This window comes from Dactylosporangium sp. CA-052675 (assembly GCF_050947935.1).
Lineage (GTDB): Bacteria > Actinomycetota > Actinomycetes > Mycobacteriales > Micromonosporaceae > Dactylosporangium.
The window spans coordinates 4,501,475-4,517,871 of sequence record NZ_CP192010.1 but is presented as its reverse complement, the minus strand read 5'-3'; the positions used below and the strand labels follow the sequence as shown (position 1 = coordinate 4,517,871).

Below are 16,397 nucleotides of genomic sequence, written 5' to 3'. Positions count from 1 at the left end.
ACATCATCGGCGGGCCCTCCAGCGCGCACCGGGCATGGCGGCCAGCAGCTCGCGCGTGTAGTCGTTCTCGGGTTGGGCGAAGACCCGCTCGCACGGGCCGGACTCGACCACCTGGCCGCGGTACATCACGTGCACCGTGTCGCAGACGGAGCGCACGACGGCCAGGTCGTGACTGATCATGAGCAGGGCCGCGCCGGTCGCCGTGCGGATCTCGCGCAGCAGGGCCAGCACGTCGGCCTGCACCGAGACGTCCAGCCCGGAGGTCGGCTCGTCCGCGACGATCAGCCGCGGGCGCATGAGCAGGGCGCGGGCGATGCACACCCGCTGGGCCTGGCCGCCGGAGAGCTGGTGCGGGTAGCGCCCCAGCAGCTCGGGGGCGAGCCGGACCCGGGCGAGCAGGGCCGCGTCGTCGATCCAGGCGGTCCGCTCGGGCTGCAGGGCCCGCAGCTCCTTCAGGCCGGAGCGCACCGACTGGCGCGGGTCCAGCGAGCCGTGCGGGTCCTGGAAGACGACCTGGACCTCGGGCCGCAGCCGGCGCAGCTGCTTGCGGCCGACCGAGGACAGCGAGTGCCCGAGCAGGCGGATGTCGCCCCCGCCGCGCGGGCCGAGCCCGGTCGCGGCGAGGGCGAGCGTCGTCTTGCCCGAGCCGGACTCGCCCACGACCGCCACGCTCTCGCCCGCCTCGATGCGCAGCGACACGTGGTCCACGGCCCGGAAGATCTCGCCGGTCGTGCGGTTGCGGTGGTCGACGACGAGCTGGTCGACCACCAGGACGGGTGCGTCGGTCTCGGGGGTGCGGGGGTGGCGGGCGGTCTCGCTGATGCCCGCCACCTCCGTCTTCGCTGCCTCGGGCATCGTCAGTGGGTCGTCTTGGTGAAGTCGACGGTGTTCAGCGGGCCGAACACCACACCCTTGACCCCGGCACCGGTCGCGTAGTTGAAGATCTGCCGGTACAGCGGCACGTAGCAGTGCTTGTCGACCACGCCGATCGTGTTGAGCTGCTCGTAGATCGGGGCGGCGGCCGCGGCGTCGTTCTGCTCCAGCGCCTTGGTGGCCAGGTCGTCGATCTGCGGGTCGGCGCAGTTGCCGGTGATCGACTTCGTCCGCATGAAGCCGGAGACGAAGTAGTCGGGCGAGGCGACGTTCGGGACGCCGGCGAAGATCGCGATGCCGGGGACCTGACGGCCGACGACCCGCTTGACCAGCGTGCCGTAGTCGATCGGCACGTAGCTCACCTTGAAGCCGGCCTTCTCCAGCGCGCCACCGACGGCCTGGCTGACCTCGGCGATGTTGGTGTACTGGTTCGCCGGGTAGGTGATCTGCACGGCCGGCGCCGCGGAGCCGACGAGCTCCTTGGCCTTGGCCGGGTCGGCGGTCACGCTCGACGCCGGCTTCGAGCCCGGGTTGATGTTGAGCAGCCCGGAGTCGGCGACGGCCTGGCCGTCGAAGATGCCCTTGACGATCGCGTCGCGGTCGATGGCCAGGGCGGCCGCCTCCCGCAGCTTCGGGTCGTCGAACGGCGCCTTGGTCGAGTCGAGGAACGCGATGATCTTCATCGCGGTCTCGGTGCTCACCACGTTGATGCCGGCCTTCTTGGCCTCGCTCGTCTGGGCGGGCGGCAGGTCGAAGGAGACGTCGACGCTCTTGCTCTGGATCAGGGCCAGGCGCTGGGACGCCTCGTTGGCCCACGTGAACGTGATGCCGCTGTTCTGCGCCTTGTTCGGGCCCCAGTAGTTGTCGTTCTTCTTCACGGACATGTCGCGCCCGGCGTGGGCGCCGGCCCACACGTAGGGCCCGGTGCCGATCGGCTCGGCGGCGAAGCCCTCCGAGCCCTTCTCCTTGTAATAGGCCGGCGGCACCAGGTAGACCGTGGTGAGCAGGTCCGGGTAGTTGTACTGCGGCGTCTTGGTCTTCATCACGACCGTGGTCGCGTCCGGCGCCTCGATGCTGGCGACGTTGGTGAAGTACGACTTCAGCTGGGACGAGGGCGCGTCGCGGGTCAGCGTCAGGGTGTTGGCGACGGCGGCCGCGTCGGCCTTCTCGCCGTTGCTGAACGAGACGCCGTCGCGGACCTTGAAGGTCCAGGTCGTCGGGTCGGTGCGGGTCCAGCTCGTCACGATGCCGGTGTCGACCGGCTTGAGCGACGAGTCGGTGTTGATCAGCGGCTCGAGCATCGTCGCCCAGACGATCTGGGCGGAGCGCGCGCCGACGATGGGGTCGAGGGTGGCCGGCTGCGCGGCCAGCAGCGCCCGGATCGGGGCGGTGTTGGGGGTGTTGCCGCTGGCGCCGGAGTCCGTGGTGCCGCCACAGGCGGCCAGGCCGAGCGCTGCCACGGCAACCGTGGTGAGCAGCGACAACGACCGTCGGGGGTGCTTCATCATTATGGATGTCCTTCACAGCGATGAGGCTGATGTGTCACTGCGAATCGAGCCCGTGACGCTCGCCACAAAGTACCGACCAGCCGGTATCAAGTCAACAGGTCGTATCGGTATCGCGTCCGTGACATCGATGTGACAAACCGCCGGTCAGAGGCCTGCGTTGCCTTCATACCGACTGGTATGTATGATCCCGCCGTGCCCATCTCCTTGACCCGCGAACACGACGGCCGCGTCGCCCGGGTGGGCTTCGACAACGCCGGGCGCGGCAACGCCTTCGACGACCACGCCCTGCGCGAGCTGGTCGCCGCCATGCAGGCCGCGGCGGCCGAGCCGGCCTGCGCGGTCGTGCGGCTCGACATGGCCGGGCGGCACTTCTGCGGCGGCTGGGACACCTCCTCGTTCGCCGGCCTCGCGGGCGCGACGGCGGAGTCGGTCGCGGCCGGCCTGCGCGACAGCGACACCCAGCTCGGCCGCATCCGGGACCTGCCCGTCCCGGTCGTGGCCGCCGTCCGCGGCCGGGTCATCGGCTTCGGTGCCGGGCTGCTCGCCGCGCTGCACCTGCCCATCGCCGGGCAGAACGCCCGCCTGACGCTGCCCGAGGTCCGCTTCGGCTTCGCCCCGGCCGGCGTCGGCTTCACGATCGCCCGGCGGCTGCCGCGCCCGCAGGCCTACGCGCTGCTGACCGGCGTCACCGAGGCCACCGCGGCCGACCTGCTCGGCTGGGGCCTGGTCGCCCGCGTGGTCGCCGACGACGACCTCGACGCCGCGGTGGACGAGGTCGTCGCCGCCCTCGCCGCGGTGCCGGGCGACACCCTGCGCGGCGTCGTCGGGGTCGTCGAGGCCAGCCTGGCCACCGGCAGCCCCGAGCGCGCCTACGAGATCTCCGCCGCGACCATCACCTCCCGGGAGGTTCACGCATGAACCACCGCTTCCACGCCGGTGAGGCCGTCTGGGTCGAGCTGTGCACCCCCGACCCGGACAAGGCCGAGCAGTTCTACGCGGCCCTGCTGGGCTGGTCGGTACGTCACGAGCCGCTCGGCAGCGGGACGTACCGGATGTGCAGCATCGACGGCCGCGACGTCGCCGGCATCTCCGACGCCGCCGCCCTGCACGGCGGCCGCCCCCGCGGCTGGATCACCTACTTCGCCGTCGACGACATCGAGCGCTCCGCCCGCCAGGCGGCCGACCTCGGCGGCGAGCTGGTCACCCGGCCCCGATACCTGCCGGCCGCCGGCACCGGCGCGGTCGTCGTCGACCCGTTCGGCGCGGTCTTCGGCCTCTACCAGGGCGAGTCGCGGGCCGGCGTCCAGGCCCTGAACTCGGTCGGCGCCCTGTGCTGGAACGAGCTGAACACCGGCGAGCCGGAGCGCTCGGTGCGGTACTACCGCTCCCTCTTCGGCTACACCACCCAGCAGCGCGACGACTCCCCCACGGCCCGCCCCTACACCGTGCTCATGCTCGGCGAGGTCCCGGTCGCGGGCGTGCTGGAGCTGGACAACGAGTGGCCGAACCTGCTGCCGTCGAAGTGGATCACGTACTTCACGGTCGCGTCCCTCGACGCGGCCCTCGCCCGCGTCACCGCGCTCGGCGGCACCCCGACCGTCGGCCCGGTCGACAGCCCCCACGGCCGCCTGCAGCTGGTGAAGGACCCCGGCGGGCACACGCTGTGCCTGATCGAACTCGAAGGCGGCCTGCGCCCCGATCACCCCTCCGACCCGGCGGTGCAACGATGATGACTGAGCCCTTGTTCGACTCGGCCGAGTTCCGTCAGGTCTGCGGGCACTTCCCCACCGGGGTGACCGCGGTGACCGCCGTCGCGACCGACGGTGCCGTGGCCGCGCTGACCGTGAACTCCTTCACCTCGGTGTCGCTGACCCCGCCGAAGGTCCTGTTCTGCGTCGCGACCTCCTCGTCGAGCTTCCGCGTGCTGATGGAGTCGCAGCGCATCGCGATCCACATCCTGAGCCAGGAGCAGGAGGACGTGGCCCGGCGCTTCGCCACGTCGGGCCTGACCGGCCCCGAGAAGCTGGACGGCGTCGCCTGGGTCGCGGGCCCCGACGGCGTGCCCCTCCTGCCCGCCACCCCGGCCGTCCTGGCCGGGCGGCGCGACGAGGTCATCACGAGCGGCGACCACGTGATCGTCCTGCTCGACATCGACCACGTCCACCTCAAGGCGTCCCGGGTCCCCGCGCTGTCGTTCTACCGGGGCCGGTTCGTCGCCCCGAACGCCGACGTCGCGGAGTGACCCGCGGCGCGGTGCGCGCTCAGGCGTTGGCGTAGCCCGGGATGCTGTCGCGGATGCGCTGCATCTCGGCCTCGTCGGAGACGCCCTGCCAGTCGTACCGCGGGGTCTAGGAGACCGCTGATTTATCCGGTCCTTTGGACTGGAGGTGGTTGCGGATGCCCGGTTCCGTGTGGAGTTGCGGGCTGGGCCGGCGTAGCCGGCCCAGCCCGTGGGTGGGTTCAGGTGAGGGTCCAGCCGGTGTGGTGGTGGGTGAGGCCGAGGTTGAGCAGGCGGCGGAGGTTCAGTGCGGCGATGCGGGTGCGTAGCCACCAGGTGTTGGTGGCGGTGCCGTGGTATCGCAGTTTGCGGCAGCGGCCTTTCGGGCCGATGAGCCAGGCGATGGAGCGTTCGACCATGGGCCGGTGCCGGCGGTAGGTGTCGCGGGTGGCCGGGTTGGTGGCCCAGTCGTGGCGGGCGGCGCGTAGCAACGCGTGGTGGTGGTGGTGCAGGGTGATGGTGCGGCCGTCTTTGGCGGTGGTGCATCGTTGGCGTAGCGGGCAGCCGCGGCAGCCGGCGCCGAAGGTTGCGGTGCGATTGGCGGTGAGTCGTCGGGTCAGGCCGTTGGGGCAGGTGACGGTGCCGGCTGGTTCGTCGACGGTGAAGTCGTCGAGGGTGAACCCGCCGGGTACGGCCGGGCGTAGCGGCCCGGGTTTGATGATCGCGGTGTGACCGGCGGCGGTGAGCGCGGCGCGGGCGTCGCCGGTGCCGTAGGCGCTGTCAGCGAGGATGTCGAACCCGGCGTTGCCGGTGCCGTTGGCGAGGGTCTGGCCGCGGTCCTGGCCGAGGAGGTCCAGGCCGATGACGGCTTCGTGGTTGGCCTCACCGGCGGCTTCGGTCAGGGTCGCGCCGGTGAACAGGCCGGTGTCCGGTTCGATGATGACGTGGCCTTTGAAGCCGTCCTGCCGGTGGTGCACGGTTTTGTGGACGTGCCGGGCCTGGACATCGACGGTGGAGATGACCCGCTCGGGTGCGACGCGGCGGGCGATACGCCACCGCCCGTCGGTGCCGTCGGAACCCTCGGCCGGTTCAACGTCCTGCCCGGCGACCAACGCCAGCAGCGCCAGGGCATGCCCGGCCCGCTCGTCCACCGTGTCCCGGCCGGCGCCGGGGCCGGTGAACGCGTCCACGACCGTGGCCGCGTCCACGACGAGCGCGGAGACGAGCGCGTCGCGGGCCGGCTTGTCGTCCCAGGCGATCCGCGGCTTGCCCGGATCATCCCAGTCATGGGCGTGGCAGGACGCGGCGATGACCGCGGCCGCGCCGGGAACCTCGCGCCGCACCCGCCGCATCGCCGCGATCAACTGGGTCACCGTGTCCTGCGTGGCCACCGCATCGTCGAAGACCACCGAGTCCAGGGCCCGGCGGGTCTTGCCCGTCAGGACCCCCGTCACGGTGATCACGGCCCGGACCGCTTCGAAGATCCGGTCCGGGCGGTCCGAGGCCCGCAACCGGTGACGCCACAGCGTCAACGTCGTCGGGTGAAACCCGGCATGGTCGATCGGCAGCCCGCACGCGACCTTCCACCGCAGATCACACCGCAGCGCCGTCATCGCCTCAGCATCGGAACGATCCTCCAGGGTCTGCAACAGCAGCACCGACGCGATCACGTCGGCCGGCACCGACGGGCGACCCCGCCCGGACGGGAACAGATCAGCGAACATCCCGTCCGGGAAGACCACACCCCGATGCTCAGCCAGGAACGCGTACACACCGCCCGCCGGGACCAGATGCCCCACCAACGACGCGGTGTCCAACAACTCACGGCCGGAACCAGAACGACCCTGCACCCACCAATTATCGACCAAACCCGATCAAAGCGGATACCCGGCACGCCGGATTAATCAGCGGTCTCCTAGGGCCGCCGCAGGGCCGCGGCCGCCGCGCCGGTGAGCTCGATGTCCAGCGAGGCCACGGCGTCGTCGATCTGGGCGATCGTGTCGGCGCCGACGAGCGGGGCGGTGACGACCGGGTTCCCGCGCAACCAGGCCAGGGCGGCCTGGGCCCGGCTGACGCCGCTGCGCTCGCTGCAGCAGTTCAACAACACGCTCCTGCATGCCGTCTGGCACTCCCAGGGCCACGAGCGCGCCCGCGACCGCTGAACGGCTCGAGAAGACCACCACCCCGGCGTCCGAGCCGGGGTGGTGGCGTCGGGGCGGGTCAGCCGATGAGCTCGTAGACCGCGTCGGGGGCGGCGACCGCGTTGGCCGGGGCGGTGATCGGGGCGACCGAGCCGTAGCCCGTGAACGTCAGCTCCGTGCTCAGGTTCTTGTCGAGCTTGGAGCCGTCGATGTGGATGCCGGTCAGGCGGTTGCGATCGTCGAGCGTGGCGGTGAAGGGGACGGCCGACGCCTTGGCGCCGGCGTTTTTCACGGCCTGCTCGCTCGGGGCCATGATGCCTTCGACGCCGGTCAGGTCGACGGTGCCGGCCAGACGGGTCTTGTCGGGGCGTTGCACGTCCCCGAGGGTGGCCAGGAGCGCGCCGATGCCGGGCTCCGGATTGCCGGCCTCGTCGATCGGGATCGCGGTGCCGGTGATCTTCTTCTGGTCGATCTTCATCCAGGTGCCCGGGACCATGCCGTAGTGCTGGTTGATCTGCTCGCCGAAGTCGGCCTGGAGGTAGAAGTCGGGAGCCACGATCGTGTAGGCGACCGACACGTGGATGGTGCTGCCGTCGGGCAAGGCCACGTCGCCGCCCTGCTCCAGGAAGGCGGCGTGGGCGCCGGGGTCGACGCGGCCACCGCCGCTCTTGTCGCCCTGTTTGATCGCGAAGTTGTACGCCGTGCGGTCCAGCACCTGCAGCGAGTCGGTGAGGACCTCCTTCGGCGGCCGCGACGGGGCCGCCGACACCGGTCGGGCGTTGCCGGGTGTCGAAGGGATCTCGACGCCACAGCCGGCGAGCGCGGTGAGCACGACGGCTCCGGAGAGTACGACCGTTATGTGCTTCATGATGTCTGTCCTCCAATTGACGGGCCCGGCGATCGCGGCCTGTCAGGAGGCTAGAAGTGGCGACTTGCAACCCACTAACGAACGACTTGTGCTGTCGGGAAAGCGGCAGCAGCCGCTACCCGGCGAGGCAGCGGACGCGGCAAGTCCGGGAGCACCCTGCGCGCCGACGCCGAGCCGGGCGCCTTCCTGCAGCTCACCGGCGCCATGGGGCGGGCCGCGCCGGACCGGACCCGGCCGCTGCCGCACCTCGTCCTGGACGGCCTCTTCAGCGCGGACCTCCCCGGACATCGTTGACCGGGTGCGAGCCCGGGGCCGCGCGACGGGCCGACGCGCGCGATGCCGGTGCGGGCCGGGCGCGGTGGCGGTGCCCGGCCCGGCCGGATCGCAGGGTCAGGCGTAGTAGCGGAACACCGACTCGGCGGCGCAGCAGGTCTGCCCGTCGGCGGCGAACTCGACCACGACCGCGGCCTTCGCCTGGACGCCGCCGTCGATCGGGGTGGCCGAGACCAGGGTCGCGGTCGCCTGGATCTCGGTGCCGGGCGGCAGCGGCTTCACGAACCGCACGCGGTCCAGGCCGTAGTTGACGCCCATGGAGTACGACTCGACCTCCAGGATGTCGGCCAGCAGCAGCGGGACGAGGGCCAGGGTGAAGAAGCCGTGGACGATGGTCGTCCCGAACGGGCCCGAGCGGGCGCGCTGCACGTCCACGTGGATCCACTGGTGGTCGCCGGTCACGTCGGCGAAGGTGTTCACCTGGTCCTGCGTGATGCTCCGGGTTGCGCTCGCGCCGAGCTCGGCGCCGACCAGTTCCAGCAGGGCGGCGGGGTTCGCGACGGTGGTCTTGTGCGGGGTGCGCATGGGCTACTCCTGGGACGCGAGATGCTCGGTGAGGGTCTGCCACTCGCGGTCCCACTCCGCCTCGTCGATGACGGGACGGGCCACGCGCAGCATGCGCGCCACGGCCGCGGGGTCGAGGGACGCCAGGTGCTCGGCGAGCGCGGTGACCCGCTCCGGCAGCGCCGCGGCCGGCACGCACTCGCTGACCAGGCCGTTGGCCATGGCCTCCAGGCCGGTCCAGGTCTCGCCGGTGAGCAGCAGGCGGCGGGCCGCGGCCGGGCCGATCGCGCGGGGCAGCAGCACGCTGGAGCCCCAGCCGGGCACCTGGGCGGCGGCGATGTGCCGGTCGCCGATGCGGGCGGTGTCGGCGGCGATCGCGAGGTCGCACGCCAGCAGCAGCTCCAGGCCGCCCCCGAAGGCGACGCCGTTGACCGCGGCGATGGTCGGCACCGGGCTGTCCCGCACCGCGCGCACCAGCCGGCGGCCGCGGTCGAGGTACGCGCGCAGGGCCGGCTGGTCGCCGAGCAGCGCCGTGCCCTCGACCATGTCGGCGCCGGCGCAGAAGTGCCGCCCGGTCCCGGTGAGCACGAGCGCGCGCACGCCGGGCTCGCCGGCGCGGGCCAGCCACGACTCCAGCCCCGCCATGACCGCCGACCCGCAGGCGTTGGCGGCATCGGTACGGTCGATGCGCGCCCACAGCGCGCCCCCGCGCCGGGAAATCTCGACGGGCCCGCTCATGACACGCGCACGCAGAGCTTGCCGAACGCGTCCCCGGCGAGCATGCGCCCGGCCTGCCGCCCGACGCCGTCGAGCTCCACGGTGCTGTCCACCGCGGGCCGGATGCCGTGCGCGTCCACGAACCCGACCAGCGCCCGGAACTCCTCCAGCGTGCCCATCGTCGAGCCGCACACGGTCACCTCGCGGGCGAAGAGCCGGGCCAGGTGCAGCGGCGCGGTGAAGCCGGTCGAGCCGCCGCAGACGACGACGGTCCCGCCGGCCCGCGTCGAGGCCATCGAGTGCTCGAACGTGGCCGGCCCGACGGTCTCGACCACGATGTCGGCGAGCCGCGGCAGCCGGGCCCCGCTATCCAGCGCGGCGCTCGCGCCGAGGGCGAGGGCCCGCTCGCGCTTGGCCGCCGAGCGGGACGTGACGACGACCGTGGCGCCGGCCGCGGCGGCGAGGGCGGTCGCGGCGGTCGCGACTCCCCCGCCGGCGCCCTGGACGAGCACGATCCGCCCGGGACCGGCCTGCGCCTTGGTGAACAGCATCCGGTAGGCGGTCAGCCACGCGGTCGGCAGGCAGGCCGCCTCCTCCCAGGACAGCCCGGCCGGCTTGGGCACCAGGTGGGCCTCGGGCACCACGATGCGCTCGGCGAGGACGCCGTGCCCGGCGTCGGGCAGCAGGGTGGCGTGGGCGACCGTGCGGCCCCCGCTGTCGGCCGGCAGCACGGGGTACACCACGAAATCCCGTCCATTGTGGACAACCGCGGCGTCGCTGCCGATGACGTGCGGCCCGGGGCCCGCGGGCGTCGTCACGCCGCGCAGAGTGAACACGTCGTGCATGTTGAGCGCGCCGGCGCGCACGTCGACGCCGACCCAGCCCGGGGGCGCCTCGGGCACCGGCACCTCGCCGACGCGCACGGCGCCGGCCGGGTCCTCGGCCGACGGCTCGGCGACGTAGGCGGCCCTCACGCCGACGCCCCGGCGGGCTCGGCCGGACCGTTCCAGAAGGCCACGTCGGCGAGGTCCGCCCGGGCGGCGGGGCGGAAGTCCAGCCCCTTCGTGTACGCCACCGGCAGCAGCGTGATCGGGCGCCAGTCGTCGGGCAGGCCCAGCACCGCCTGGACCTTGCGGGCCTTGTGCGCCATCGCGGTGGCCATCACCGAGCCGAGCCCGCGCGAGCGCAGGGCGAGCTGGAAGGACCACGCGAACGGGAAGACGGAGCCGTAGTAGCCGGACGCGGCCCCGCCGACCGGCCGCTCGGGGATCGGCTTGGTGCTGCACAGGATCACGAGCACCGGCACCTCGGCGAGGTGGTCGACGAGGTACTTCACCGCCGCGAGCACCCGCTGCTGCCGCGCCGCGGCGACGGGGTCGGGGCGCACCGACGGGGACAGGCGCGTGACGGTCGCGGCCTCGCCGCTGGCCAGAGGCGCCTCGACGGTTTCGTACCAGACTTCGGAGTACAGCTGCGAAAGTCTGCCCTTGAGGACCGGATCGTCGACGCAGACGATGCGCCAGTCCTCGAGGTTGGAGCCCATCGGCGCCTGCTGGGCGAGGCGCAGGCACTCCTCCACGACCTCGCGGCCGACGGGCCGGTCGAAGTCCATGCGGTGGCGCACGGCGCGGGTGGTGCTCAGCACCTCGTCGATGTCGCGGATGACGGGATCGCTCATGCGTGGGTCTCTCCCCAGGGCTGGTCCTCGTAGGGCAGCGGCGTGCCCCACCGGTCGAGGTACGCGACCTCGCCGACCGGGCGGCGGGCGGCGGGGCGGAAGTCGGTGCCGACGGTGTACGCGACGGGCAGCAGCGTGATCTGCAGCGCGTCGGCGGGGATGCCCAGCAGCGCGGCGGCCCGCTCGGCGTGGTGCAGGTGCAGCGTGGTGATGCAGGTGCCGAGCCCGCGGGTCCGCAGCGCCAGGTTGAACTGCCAGATCGCCGGGTACAGCGAGCCGTACACCGCCGAGTGCGTGCCCGCGCCGCCGTGCGCCGGGTTCGGGCGGGTGGCGCAGGGGATGACGAGGTACGGCGCCCGGCCGATGTTGTGCGCCAGGTGCTCGGCCCCGTCGAGGATCCGCGCGGTTCTCGGGTCGACCCGGCCGTCGGCGCCGACGCCGCCGAGGCGGCCCCGCACCGTGCGGTGGGCGGTGCCCTCGGCGCTGTGCAGGGGCTTGTGGACGTGTTCGAGGTAGGCCTCGAGGTACAGCGCGGCGAGATCGGCCTTCAGCGCGGGATCGGCGACGACCACCCAGCGCCAGTCCTCGGCCCCGCCGCCGGTGGGGGCCTGCAGAGCGAGCTGCAGGCACTCGCCGAGCACCGCGAGGTCCACGGGCCGGTCGTAGTCGAGCCGGCGCCGGATCGCGCGGGTCGTGGTCAGCACGTGGCGCAGGTCGTTGGAGTTCACAGCAGGCCCATCAGGTCGGCGAGGTGCAGGGTGTCGCAGTACTCCCGGACCGCGGCGATCCTGTGATCGCGGACGTCGACGATCCACAGGTAGCGGTTCTGGTACCGCCCGCCGTCGCGCAGCAGCGCGTCGCCGCTCGCCTCGATGGCGATCAGCGTGTCGTCGGCGAGCCAGCGGTGCGGGGTCACGGTGACGGCGGCCGAGCGGTACGCGCCGCCGGCCAGTCGCCGGCGCATCTGGGCGAGCTTGTCGGCCATCGCGACCGTGCCGTGGAACGGGCCGTTCGCGTCGATGTCGCCCCGGCCGTGGTGGCGCCCGCGCCGCCGGTCCCGCCCCGAGTCCGTCCACCAGGTGGCGTCGTCGGCGAACAGCGCCGCGAACGCGTCGATGTCCCCGCGGGCCAGCGCCGGCCACATCGCCGCCACGGGCTCCGGCAGCGGCTCGCCGGCCTCGGGCACCCGCTCCAGGCCGGTGCGGGGCACGGGCTCGCCGTCGCCGATGACGTCCTGGGCGTGCATGGTGTCCAGGTACTCGCGCACGGACGTGATCGCGCCCCGCTCGTCGACGTCGAAGACGAAGCCGTAGCGGTTGGCGTAGGTGCGCCCGTTCGCGTGCACGCCGTGGCCGTCGACCTCGATGACGCACCAGTCGTCGCCGACGACCACGCGGCGCGGGATCTGCCGGCACCCGGACGGGAACGCTCCCGGCCCCTGGTCGCGCATGAGGGCGAGCTTGCGGTCCATCGCCATGAGCCCGTGCAGCGGGAAGCGGCCGCTGCCCTGCGGGGCGCGGCGCGGGTCACCGCCGAGCCGGTCGGGTCCGGTGTCGACCCACCAGGTCGCCCCGGGCGCGCAGAGCCGGCCGAGCCCGCCGAGGCTGCCCTGGTCGAGCGCGCTGATGAACTCCATGCCCGCCCGGGTAGCCCTGGTCACCGCACCCTCCGTTATTAATACCGACTGGAAGGTATCTACCACGCGACCTGGGCCGATACAAGACTGCCGTTGCATACCGACCGGCTGGTACTGTCCGGCCGTGTTCGAGCTGTCCGAGGAGCATCACGCCATCCGCGCGGCCGTGCGCGCGCTCTGCGCCGACAAGGTCGCCCCCAACGCCGCGGCCGCGGACGAGACCGGCGAGTTCCCGCAGGCCTCCTTCGACGCCCTGCGCGCCGCCGACTTCCACGCCCCGCACATCCCCGAGGCCTACGGCGGCGCCGGCGCGGACGCCCTCGCCACGGTCATCGTGGTCGAGGAGGTCGCCCGGGCCTGCGCCGCGTCGTCACTGATCCCCGCCGGCGCGAAGCTGGGCACCATGCCCCTGCTCCTGGCCGGGTCGCCCGCGCTGCGCGAGCGCTACCTGCCGCCGGTCGCGCGCGGCGAGGCGATGTTCGCGTACTGCCTCTCCGAACCCGACGCGGGCAGCGACGCGGCGAGCATGAAGACCCGCGCGGTGCTCGACGGCGACGCGTGGGTCCTCGACGGCGTCAAGCGCTGGATCACCAACGCGGGCGTCGCGCGGTACTACACCGTCTTCGCCGCGACCGACTCGGGCATCTCCGCCTTCGTGGTCGAGCGCTCGGACGCGGGCGTGAGCTTCGGCGCCCCCGAGAAGAAGCTGGGCATCAAGGGCAGCCCGACGCGCGAGGTGTACCTCGACAGCGTCCGCATCCCCGCCGACCGCATCATCGGCGAGCCGGGCACCGGGTTCACCACGGCGATGCGCACCCTCGACCACACCCGCATCACCGTGGCCGCCCAGGCCGTCGGGATCGCGCAGGGCGCCCTCGACCACGCGCGCGACCACGTGCGCGAGCGCCGGCAGTTCGGCCGGCCCGTCGCCGACTTCCAGGGCGTCCAGTTCATGCTCGCCGACATGGGCATGAAGCTGGAGGCGGCGCGCCAGCTGACCTACGCGGCGGCGGGCCGCTCGGAGCGCGAGGCGGCGGACCTGACCTTCTTCGGCGCGGCCGCGAAGTGCTTCGCCTCGGACGTGGCCATGGCCGTGACGACGGACGCGGTGCAGCTGCTGGGCGGCTACGGCTACACCCGCGACTTCCCGCTGGAACGCATGATGCGCGACGCGAAGATCACGCAGATCTACGAGGGCACGAACCAGATCCAGCGCATCGTGATGGCGCGGCAGCTGCTCAAGGACTAGCGGCGTAGCGCGCTGTCACGTTCGCCGCCGTGGCAGGCAGCAATTCGCCCGCTCAGGCCGCGCCGCAGTACTTGCGATCGTCCGGGACGGTGATGTCGAGTTCGGCCTGCAACGCGCTGATGTGCAGCGAGAACGCGACCCCGCCGCACTGGTACCGCGCGACCAGCCCGTTCGGGGCCACATGGATGTTGTTCGCCAGCCACTGGACCGCGCCGCCGGCCGCCGGGTCGTTGCCGGGCAGCGCCGCGTTGCCGCACAGCTTCAGGTAGCCGATTTCGACCGGCGTCAGCGGCGTCGTCCCGGTCGAGTTGGCTTCGCACCGGACCGAGTACACGACCTGGTGGGCGTGCTCGACGGTGAGCCGCCCGGCCGCGGTGCCGGGCTGGTCGGTGAGCGCCGGCATGCTGAACGTGTGCGTGCCCGAGGTGTTGACCCACTCGGGGGGCGCGGTGAAACGCTGCGCCTCCATCAGCTGATCGAGGGTGACCGGCAGCCGCCGGGCCGGGTCGCACCCGTAGTCGTGCAGGTCCAGACAGGACGACCGGCTCGGCGCCGGCGACCGCGGCGCGGCGTCCTCGGCCGCCCGCTCAGCCTCCGCCTGATGGCCGGAGTACACCTGGACGCCGATGTAGACCGCGGCGACCGCGAGCACCAGGAACGCGACGGCACCGGCGACGAGCAGGATGGGAAAGGGCCGCCCACCGCCCGGAAGCGGCTCGTCGTCGTCGCCGTTGTCGATGATCTCCGGTTCCACCACGGTGCCGTTCATATCACGGCCGCCGCTGCCGTGATGTCCCTCGTCTCGTGAGCCGTGCATGGGCGGGCGGCAGCGGCGACGGATTCGAGGACCTGGTCGGCACCGCACCGGGCGCGGCCTTCGCACCGGGCCCGCCGGTGCCAGGTCGTCACATCGCCCGGTGGTGTGAGGTTCGGCGGCGCCGGCCGGGTAGTCACCGGATCGCCGCGCCGAAGTCCGATCGGCACGGCAACGGGAAAATTCCGATGATGTCCGACACGACGGCGGGCGGGGCCGCGGGCGCCCCGCCCGCGGCGGGACAGACCGTCACACGCCGAGGTCGCGCAGCAGACGAAGGGCGTCGTGGCGGGCGCGGAGCAGCCCGGCGAGCCGGTCGGCCGAGGCCCCGGGACGCGCGAGGGCGGCCTGGCCCGCCGCGCGCAGCAGCAGGTTGACGGCGAACGGCTCGACGATGTCGGCGTCGACCGCGCGCTGCAGCACCGCCCGGCGGCCCGCCGCGTCGGGAGCCATGTGCGCGAGCGCGGCGAGGTCGAGCCCGGCGAGGTACATCCCGCCGTCGGCGAAGCCGGTCAGCGCGAGCCGGCGTGACGGGAGCCGGATGACGTTGCGCAGGGTGAGATCGCCGTGCGCGAAGGTCCGGTCCCGCTCGCAGCGGTGCAGCAGCGTGGTGAGCCGCCCGGCCTCGTCGGGCGTGAGGCGGCCCGCGCGTTCGTGCCGGTCGATCCAGGCGGTGTAGTCGACGGTCCATCGCCGGGCGTCCTCGGCCGGGGGCTGCCAGGTCGACAGCAGCGCAGCGGTGCGCACGACCGCCGCCCAGTCGGCGCCGCCGAGCCGCGGGCGGCGGCCGGGGGGCTGGTGCAGCGGTTCGCCCACGGCCCGGGTGACGACGAGGACGCGATCGTCGTGCCAGCGATGCTCCTCGACCGGCACCCGGGGCGGGTCGCGGCGCATCGCCACGGCGATCTCGGCGCGGCGGCGGAACCGGCGCAGGGCACCGGGGCTGTCCGCGGTCCGGACGATCGCGGTGACGGGCTCGCCGTTCCAGCGGCCGGCCAGGGCGAGCTCGCCGGTCCCGCCGGCCGCCGGTGGCCTCCGGTCCAGGGTCAGGGCCGGCGGGAAGGTCGGCTTCCACAGCGCGCCGCCACTGTCGCGGCCGGCCGGCCGGGCATCGGCCGGCACCCCGAGCCGGGTCGCGCACCGGGCCGCGAGCCGGTGCAAGGTGCTCAGCTCCGCCTCGGTCCACGTGCGGGGCTTGACGTCGATGGCGCACAGCGCGCCCACGACCTGGTTGCCGGGGCCGAGCAGCGGGGAGCCCGCGTAGGCGACGACGCCGAGGTCACGGATGGCGTGGTTGGTGTGCAGGACCGGGTCGCGCCGCACGTCGGCGACCGCGAGGAGGCGGCCGGAGCCGACGACGTACTGGCAGATGGAGTGGGTCAGCGGCGTCTCCCGCCGCCGCTGCCACGGCTCGGGCAGTCCGACCGATCCGGGCATGATCTGCCGGCTCCGCTCCACCAGGACGAGCAGGACGATCGGCACCTGGAGTATCCGGCTCGCCAGCTCGGCGAGGCGGTCGCACCACGGCGTCGGTTGCGCATGCAGGCCGGTGGCGACGACCGCATGCAGCCGGGCCACGTCCCGCACCACCGCGGCGGCGTTGACCACGTCGATCACGGCATCCTCCCGGCCGGTCCGATCGGCCGCGCCGGCAGACAGCGACGACTGACTATTCATTCGACGGCGCGGCGATACCCGGATCGCATCGACCGATCGGCTCGATGGTGCAGTCGGACGGCCAGCGAACGGCGCCGATCGGCCGATCTCCGGGCCGCGAGGCGGCCGGTTACCACACGGACGGCGGCCGGGCGGCGGCCGGGCCGGCGAACCGTTCACGGTTTCACCCGGGGGGCTGGGG

17 protein-coding genes are annotated in these 16,397 nt (G+C 73.2%); 4 read left to right on the top strand and 13 right to left on the bottom strand.

The genetic code is table 11. From position 1 onward, the window contains the following. Window positions 1-3 precede the first annotated feature (3 nt). A complete protein-coding gene (locus ACQP1P_RS20780; RefSeq protein ID WP_433088496.1) occupies window positions 4-855 on the bottom strand; it encodes an ABC transporter ATP-binding protein in 852 nt (283 codons plus the stop codon). Window positions 856-857: 2 nt separating this feature from the next. After that, window positions 858-2,381, bottom strand: coding sequence for an ABC transporter substrate-binding protein (locus ACQP1P_RS20775; protein ID WP_433088494.1), 1,524 nt, complete (start codon window positions 2,379-2,381; stop codon window positions 858-860). A 192-nt stretch (window positions 2,382-2,573) separates the two neighbouring features. Between ACQP1P_RS20775 and ACQP1P_RS20770 the strand changes: the two genes are divergently transcribed. From ACQP1P_RS20770 to ACQP1P_RS20760, 3 genes are read left to right on the top strand one after another with little or no spacing between them, the layout of a single operon-like run. Continuing rightward, window positions 2,574-3,299 (top strand): enoyl-CoA hydratase/isomerase family protein, encoded by a 726-nt coding sequence (locus ACQP1P_RS20770; RefSeq protein WP_433088493.1) that lies wholly within the window; start codon window positions 2,574-2,576, stop codon window positions 3,297-3,299. Next, window positions 3,296-4,111: a VOC family protein gene (locus ACQP1P_RS20765; protein ID WP_433088492.1), complete on the top strand. Its 816-nt coding sequence runs from the start codon at window positions 3,296-3,298 to the stop codon at window positions 4,109-4,111. The genes ACQP1P_RS20770 and ACQP1P_RS20765 overlap by 4 nt, the downstream gene beginning before the upstream one ends. Then, complete coding sequence (locus ACQP1P_RS20760; protein ID WP_433088490.1) at window positions 4,108-4,623, top strand: flavin reductase family protein; 516 nt, start codon at window positions 4,108-4,110, stop codon at window positions 4,621-4,623. Before ACQP1P_RS20765 ends, ACQP1P_RS20760 begins: the two co-directional genes overlap by 4 nt. 218 nt (window positions 4,624-4,841) lie before the next feature. Here the strand turns inward: ACQP1P_RS20760 and ACQP1P_RS20755 are convergent, their stop codons facing one another. The 9 genes from ACQP1P_RS20755 to ACQP1P_RS20715 form a co-directional block, all read right to left on the bottom strand. Continuing rightward, on the bottom strand, window positions 4,842-6,449 hold the full coding sequence (locus tag ACQP1P_RS20755) for an IS1182 family transposase (protein ID WP_433088488.1): 1,608 nt from the start codon (window positions 6,447-6,449) through the stop codon (window positions 4,842-4,844). A gap of 65 nt (window positions 6,450-6,514) precedes the next feature. Beyond that, window positions 6,515-6,706 (bottom strand): aldo/keto reductase, encoded by a 192-nt coding sequence (locus ACQP1P_RS20750; protein WP_433088486.1) that lies wholly within the window; start codon window positions 6,704-6,706, stop codon window positions 6,515-6,517. 113 nt (window positions 6,707-6,819) lie between these two features. Beyond that, window positions 6,820-7,608 carry a hypothetical protein gene (locus tag ACQP1P_RS20745; RefSeq protein WP_433088484.1) on the bottom strand — a complete coding sequence of 263 codons (789 nt, stop codon included), beginning with the start codon at window positions 7,606-7,608 and terminating at the stop codon, window positions 6,820-6,822. A 390-nt stretch (window positions 7,609-7,998) separates the two neighbouring features. After that, entirely contained in the window at window positions 7,999-8,466 is a 468-nt protein-coding gene (locus ACQP1P_RS20740; protein WP_433088482.1) for a MaoC family dehydratase, read from the bottom strand. A 3-nt stretch (window positions 8,467-8,469) separates the two neighbouring features. Next, a complete protein-coding gene (locus ACQP1P_RS20735; protein WP_433088480.1) occupies window positions 8,470-9,183 on the bottom strand; it encodes an enoyl-CoA hydratase/isomerase family protein in 714 nt (237 codons plus the stop codon). Beyond that, window positions 9,180-10,136, bottom strand: coding sequence for a zinc-binding dehydrogenase (locus ACQP1P_RS20730; protein WP_433088478.1), 957 nt, complete (start codon window positions 10,134-10,136; stop codon window positions 9,180-9,182). The genes ACQP1P_RS20735 and ACQP1P_RS20730 overlap by 4 nt, the downstream gene beginning before the upstream one ends. Further along, a complete protein-coding gene (locus ACQP1P_RS20725) occupies window positions 10,133-10,840 on the bottom strand; it encodes a nitroreductase family protein (protein WP_433088476.1) in 708 nt (235 codons plus the stop codon). The genes ACQP1P_RS20730 and ACQP1P_RS20725 overlap by 4 nt, the downstream gene beginning before the upstream one ends. After that, window positions 10,837-11,568: a nitroreductase family protein gene (locus tag ACQP1P_RS20720; protein ID WP_433088474.1), complete on the bottom strand. Its 732-nt coding sequence runs from the start codon at window positions 11,566-11,568 to the stop codon at window positions 10,837-10,839. Before ACQP1P_RS20720 ends, ACQP1P_RS20725 begins: the two co-directional genes overlap by 4 nt. Next, complete coding sequence (locus ACQP1P_RS20715) at window positions 11,565-12,500, bottom strand: nuclear transport factor 2 family protein (RefSeq protein ID WP_433088473.1); 936 nt, start codon at window positions 12,498-12,500, stop codon at window positions 11,565-11,567. The genes ACQP1P_RS20720 and ACQP1P_RS20715 overlap by 4 nt, the downstream gene beginning before the upstream one ends. Before the next feature lie 100 nt (window positions 12,501-12,600). On the opposite strand from ACQP1P_RS20715, the gene ACQP1P_RS20710 reads away from it, so the two are divergent. Next, window positions 12,601-13,725 carry an acyl-CoA dehydrogenase family protein gene (locus ACQP1P_RS20710; RefSeq protein WP_433088471.1) on the top strand — a complete coding sequence of 375 codons (1,125 nt, stop codon included), beginning with the start codon at window positions 12,601-12,603 and terminating at the stop codon, window positions 13,723-13,725. A 52-nt stretch (window positions 13,726-13,777) separates the two neighbouring features. Here ACQP1P_RS20710 and ACQP1P_RS20705 read toward each other — a convergent pair whose 3' ends face one another. Both ACQP1P_RS20705 and ACQP1P_RS20700 read right to left on the bottom strand, forming a co-directional pair. After that, on the bottom strand, window positions 13,778-14,482 hold the full coding sequence (locus tag ACQP1P_RS20705; protein WP_433088469.1) for a hypothetical protein: 705 nt from the start codon (window positions 14,480-14,482) through the stop codon (window positions 13,778-13,780). 306 nt (window positions 14,483-14,788) lie between these two features. Next, window positions 14,789-16,156 carry a GAF domain-containing protein gene (locus tag ACQP1P_RS20700; RefSeq protein ID WP_433088467.1) on the bottom strand — a complete coding sequence of 456 codons (1,368 nt, stop codon included), beginning with the start codon at window positions 16,154-16,156 and terminating at the stop codon, window positions 14,789-14,791. Between the last annotated feature and the right edge of the window lie 241 nt (window positions 16,157-16,397).

Bases quoted from the DNA above. Each gene is read 5' to 3' on its own strand.
- ACQP1P_RS20735 (WP_433088480.1), bottom strand. From the start codon at position 9,183: ATGAGCGGGCCCGTCGAGATTTCCCGGCGCGGGGGCGCGCTGTGGGCG.
- ACQP1P_RS20725 (WP_433088476.1), bottom strand. From the start codon at position 10,840: ATGAGCGATCCCGTCATCCGCGACATCGACGAGGTGCTGAGCACCACC.
- ACQP1P_RS20745 (WP_433088484.1), bottom strand. From the start codon at position 7,608: ATGAAGCACATAACGGTCGTACTCTCCGGAGCCGTCGTGCTCACCGCG.
- ACQP1P_RS20780 (WP_433088496.1), bottom strand. From the start codon at position 855: ATGCCCGAGGCAGCGAAGACGGAGGTGGCGGGCATCAGCGAGACCGCC.
- ACQP1P_RS20765 (WP_433088492.1), top strand. From the start codon at position 3,296: ATGAACCACCGCTTCCACGCCGGTGAGGCCGTCTGGGTCGAGCTGTGC.
- ACQP1P_RS20775 (WP_433088494.1), bottom strand. From the start codon at position 2,381: ATGATGAAGCACCCCCGACGGTCGTTGTCGCTGCTCACCACGGTTGCC.
- ACQP1P_RS20760 (WP_433088490.1), top strand. From the start codon at position 4,108: ATGATGACTGAGCCCTTGTTCGACTCGGCCGAGTTCCGTCAGGTCTGC.
- ACQP1P_RS20740 (WP_433088482.1), bottom strand. From the start codon at position 8,466: ATGCGCACCCCGCACAAGACCACCGTCGCGAACCCCGCCGCCCTGCTG.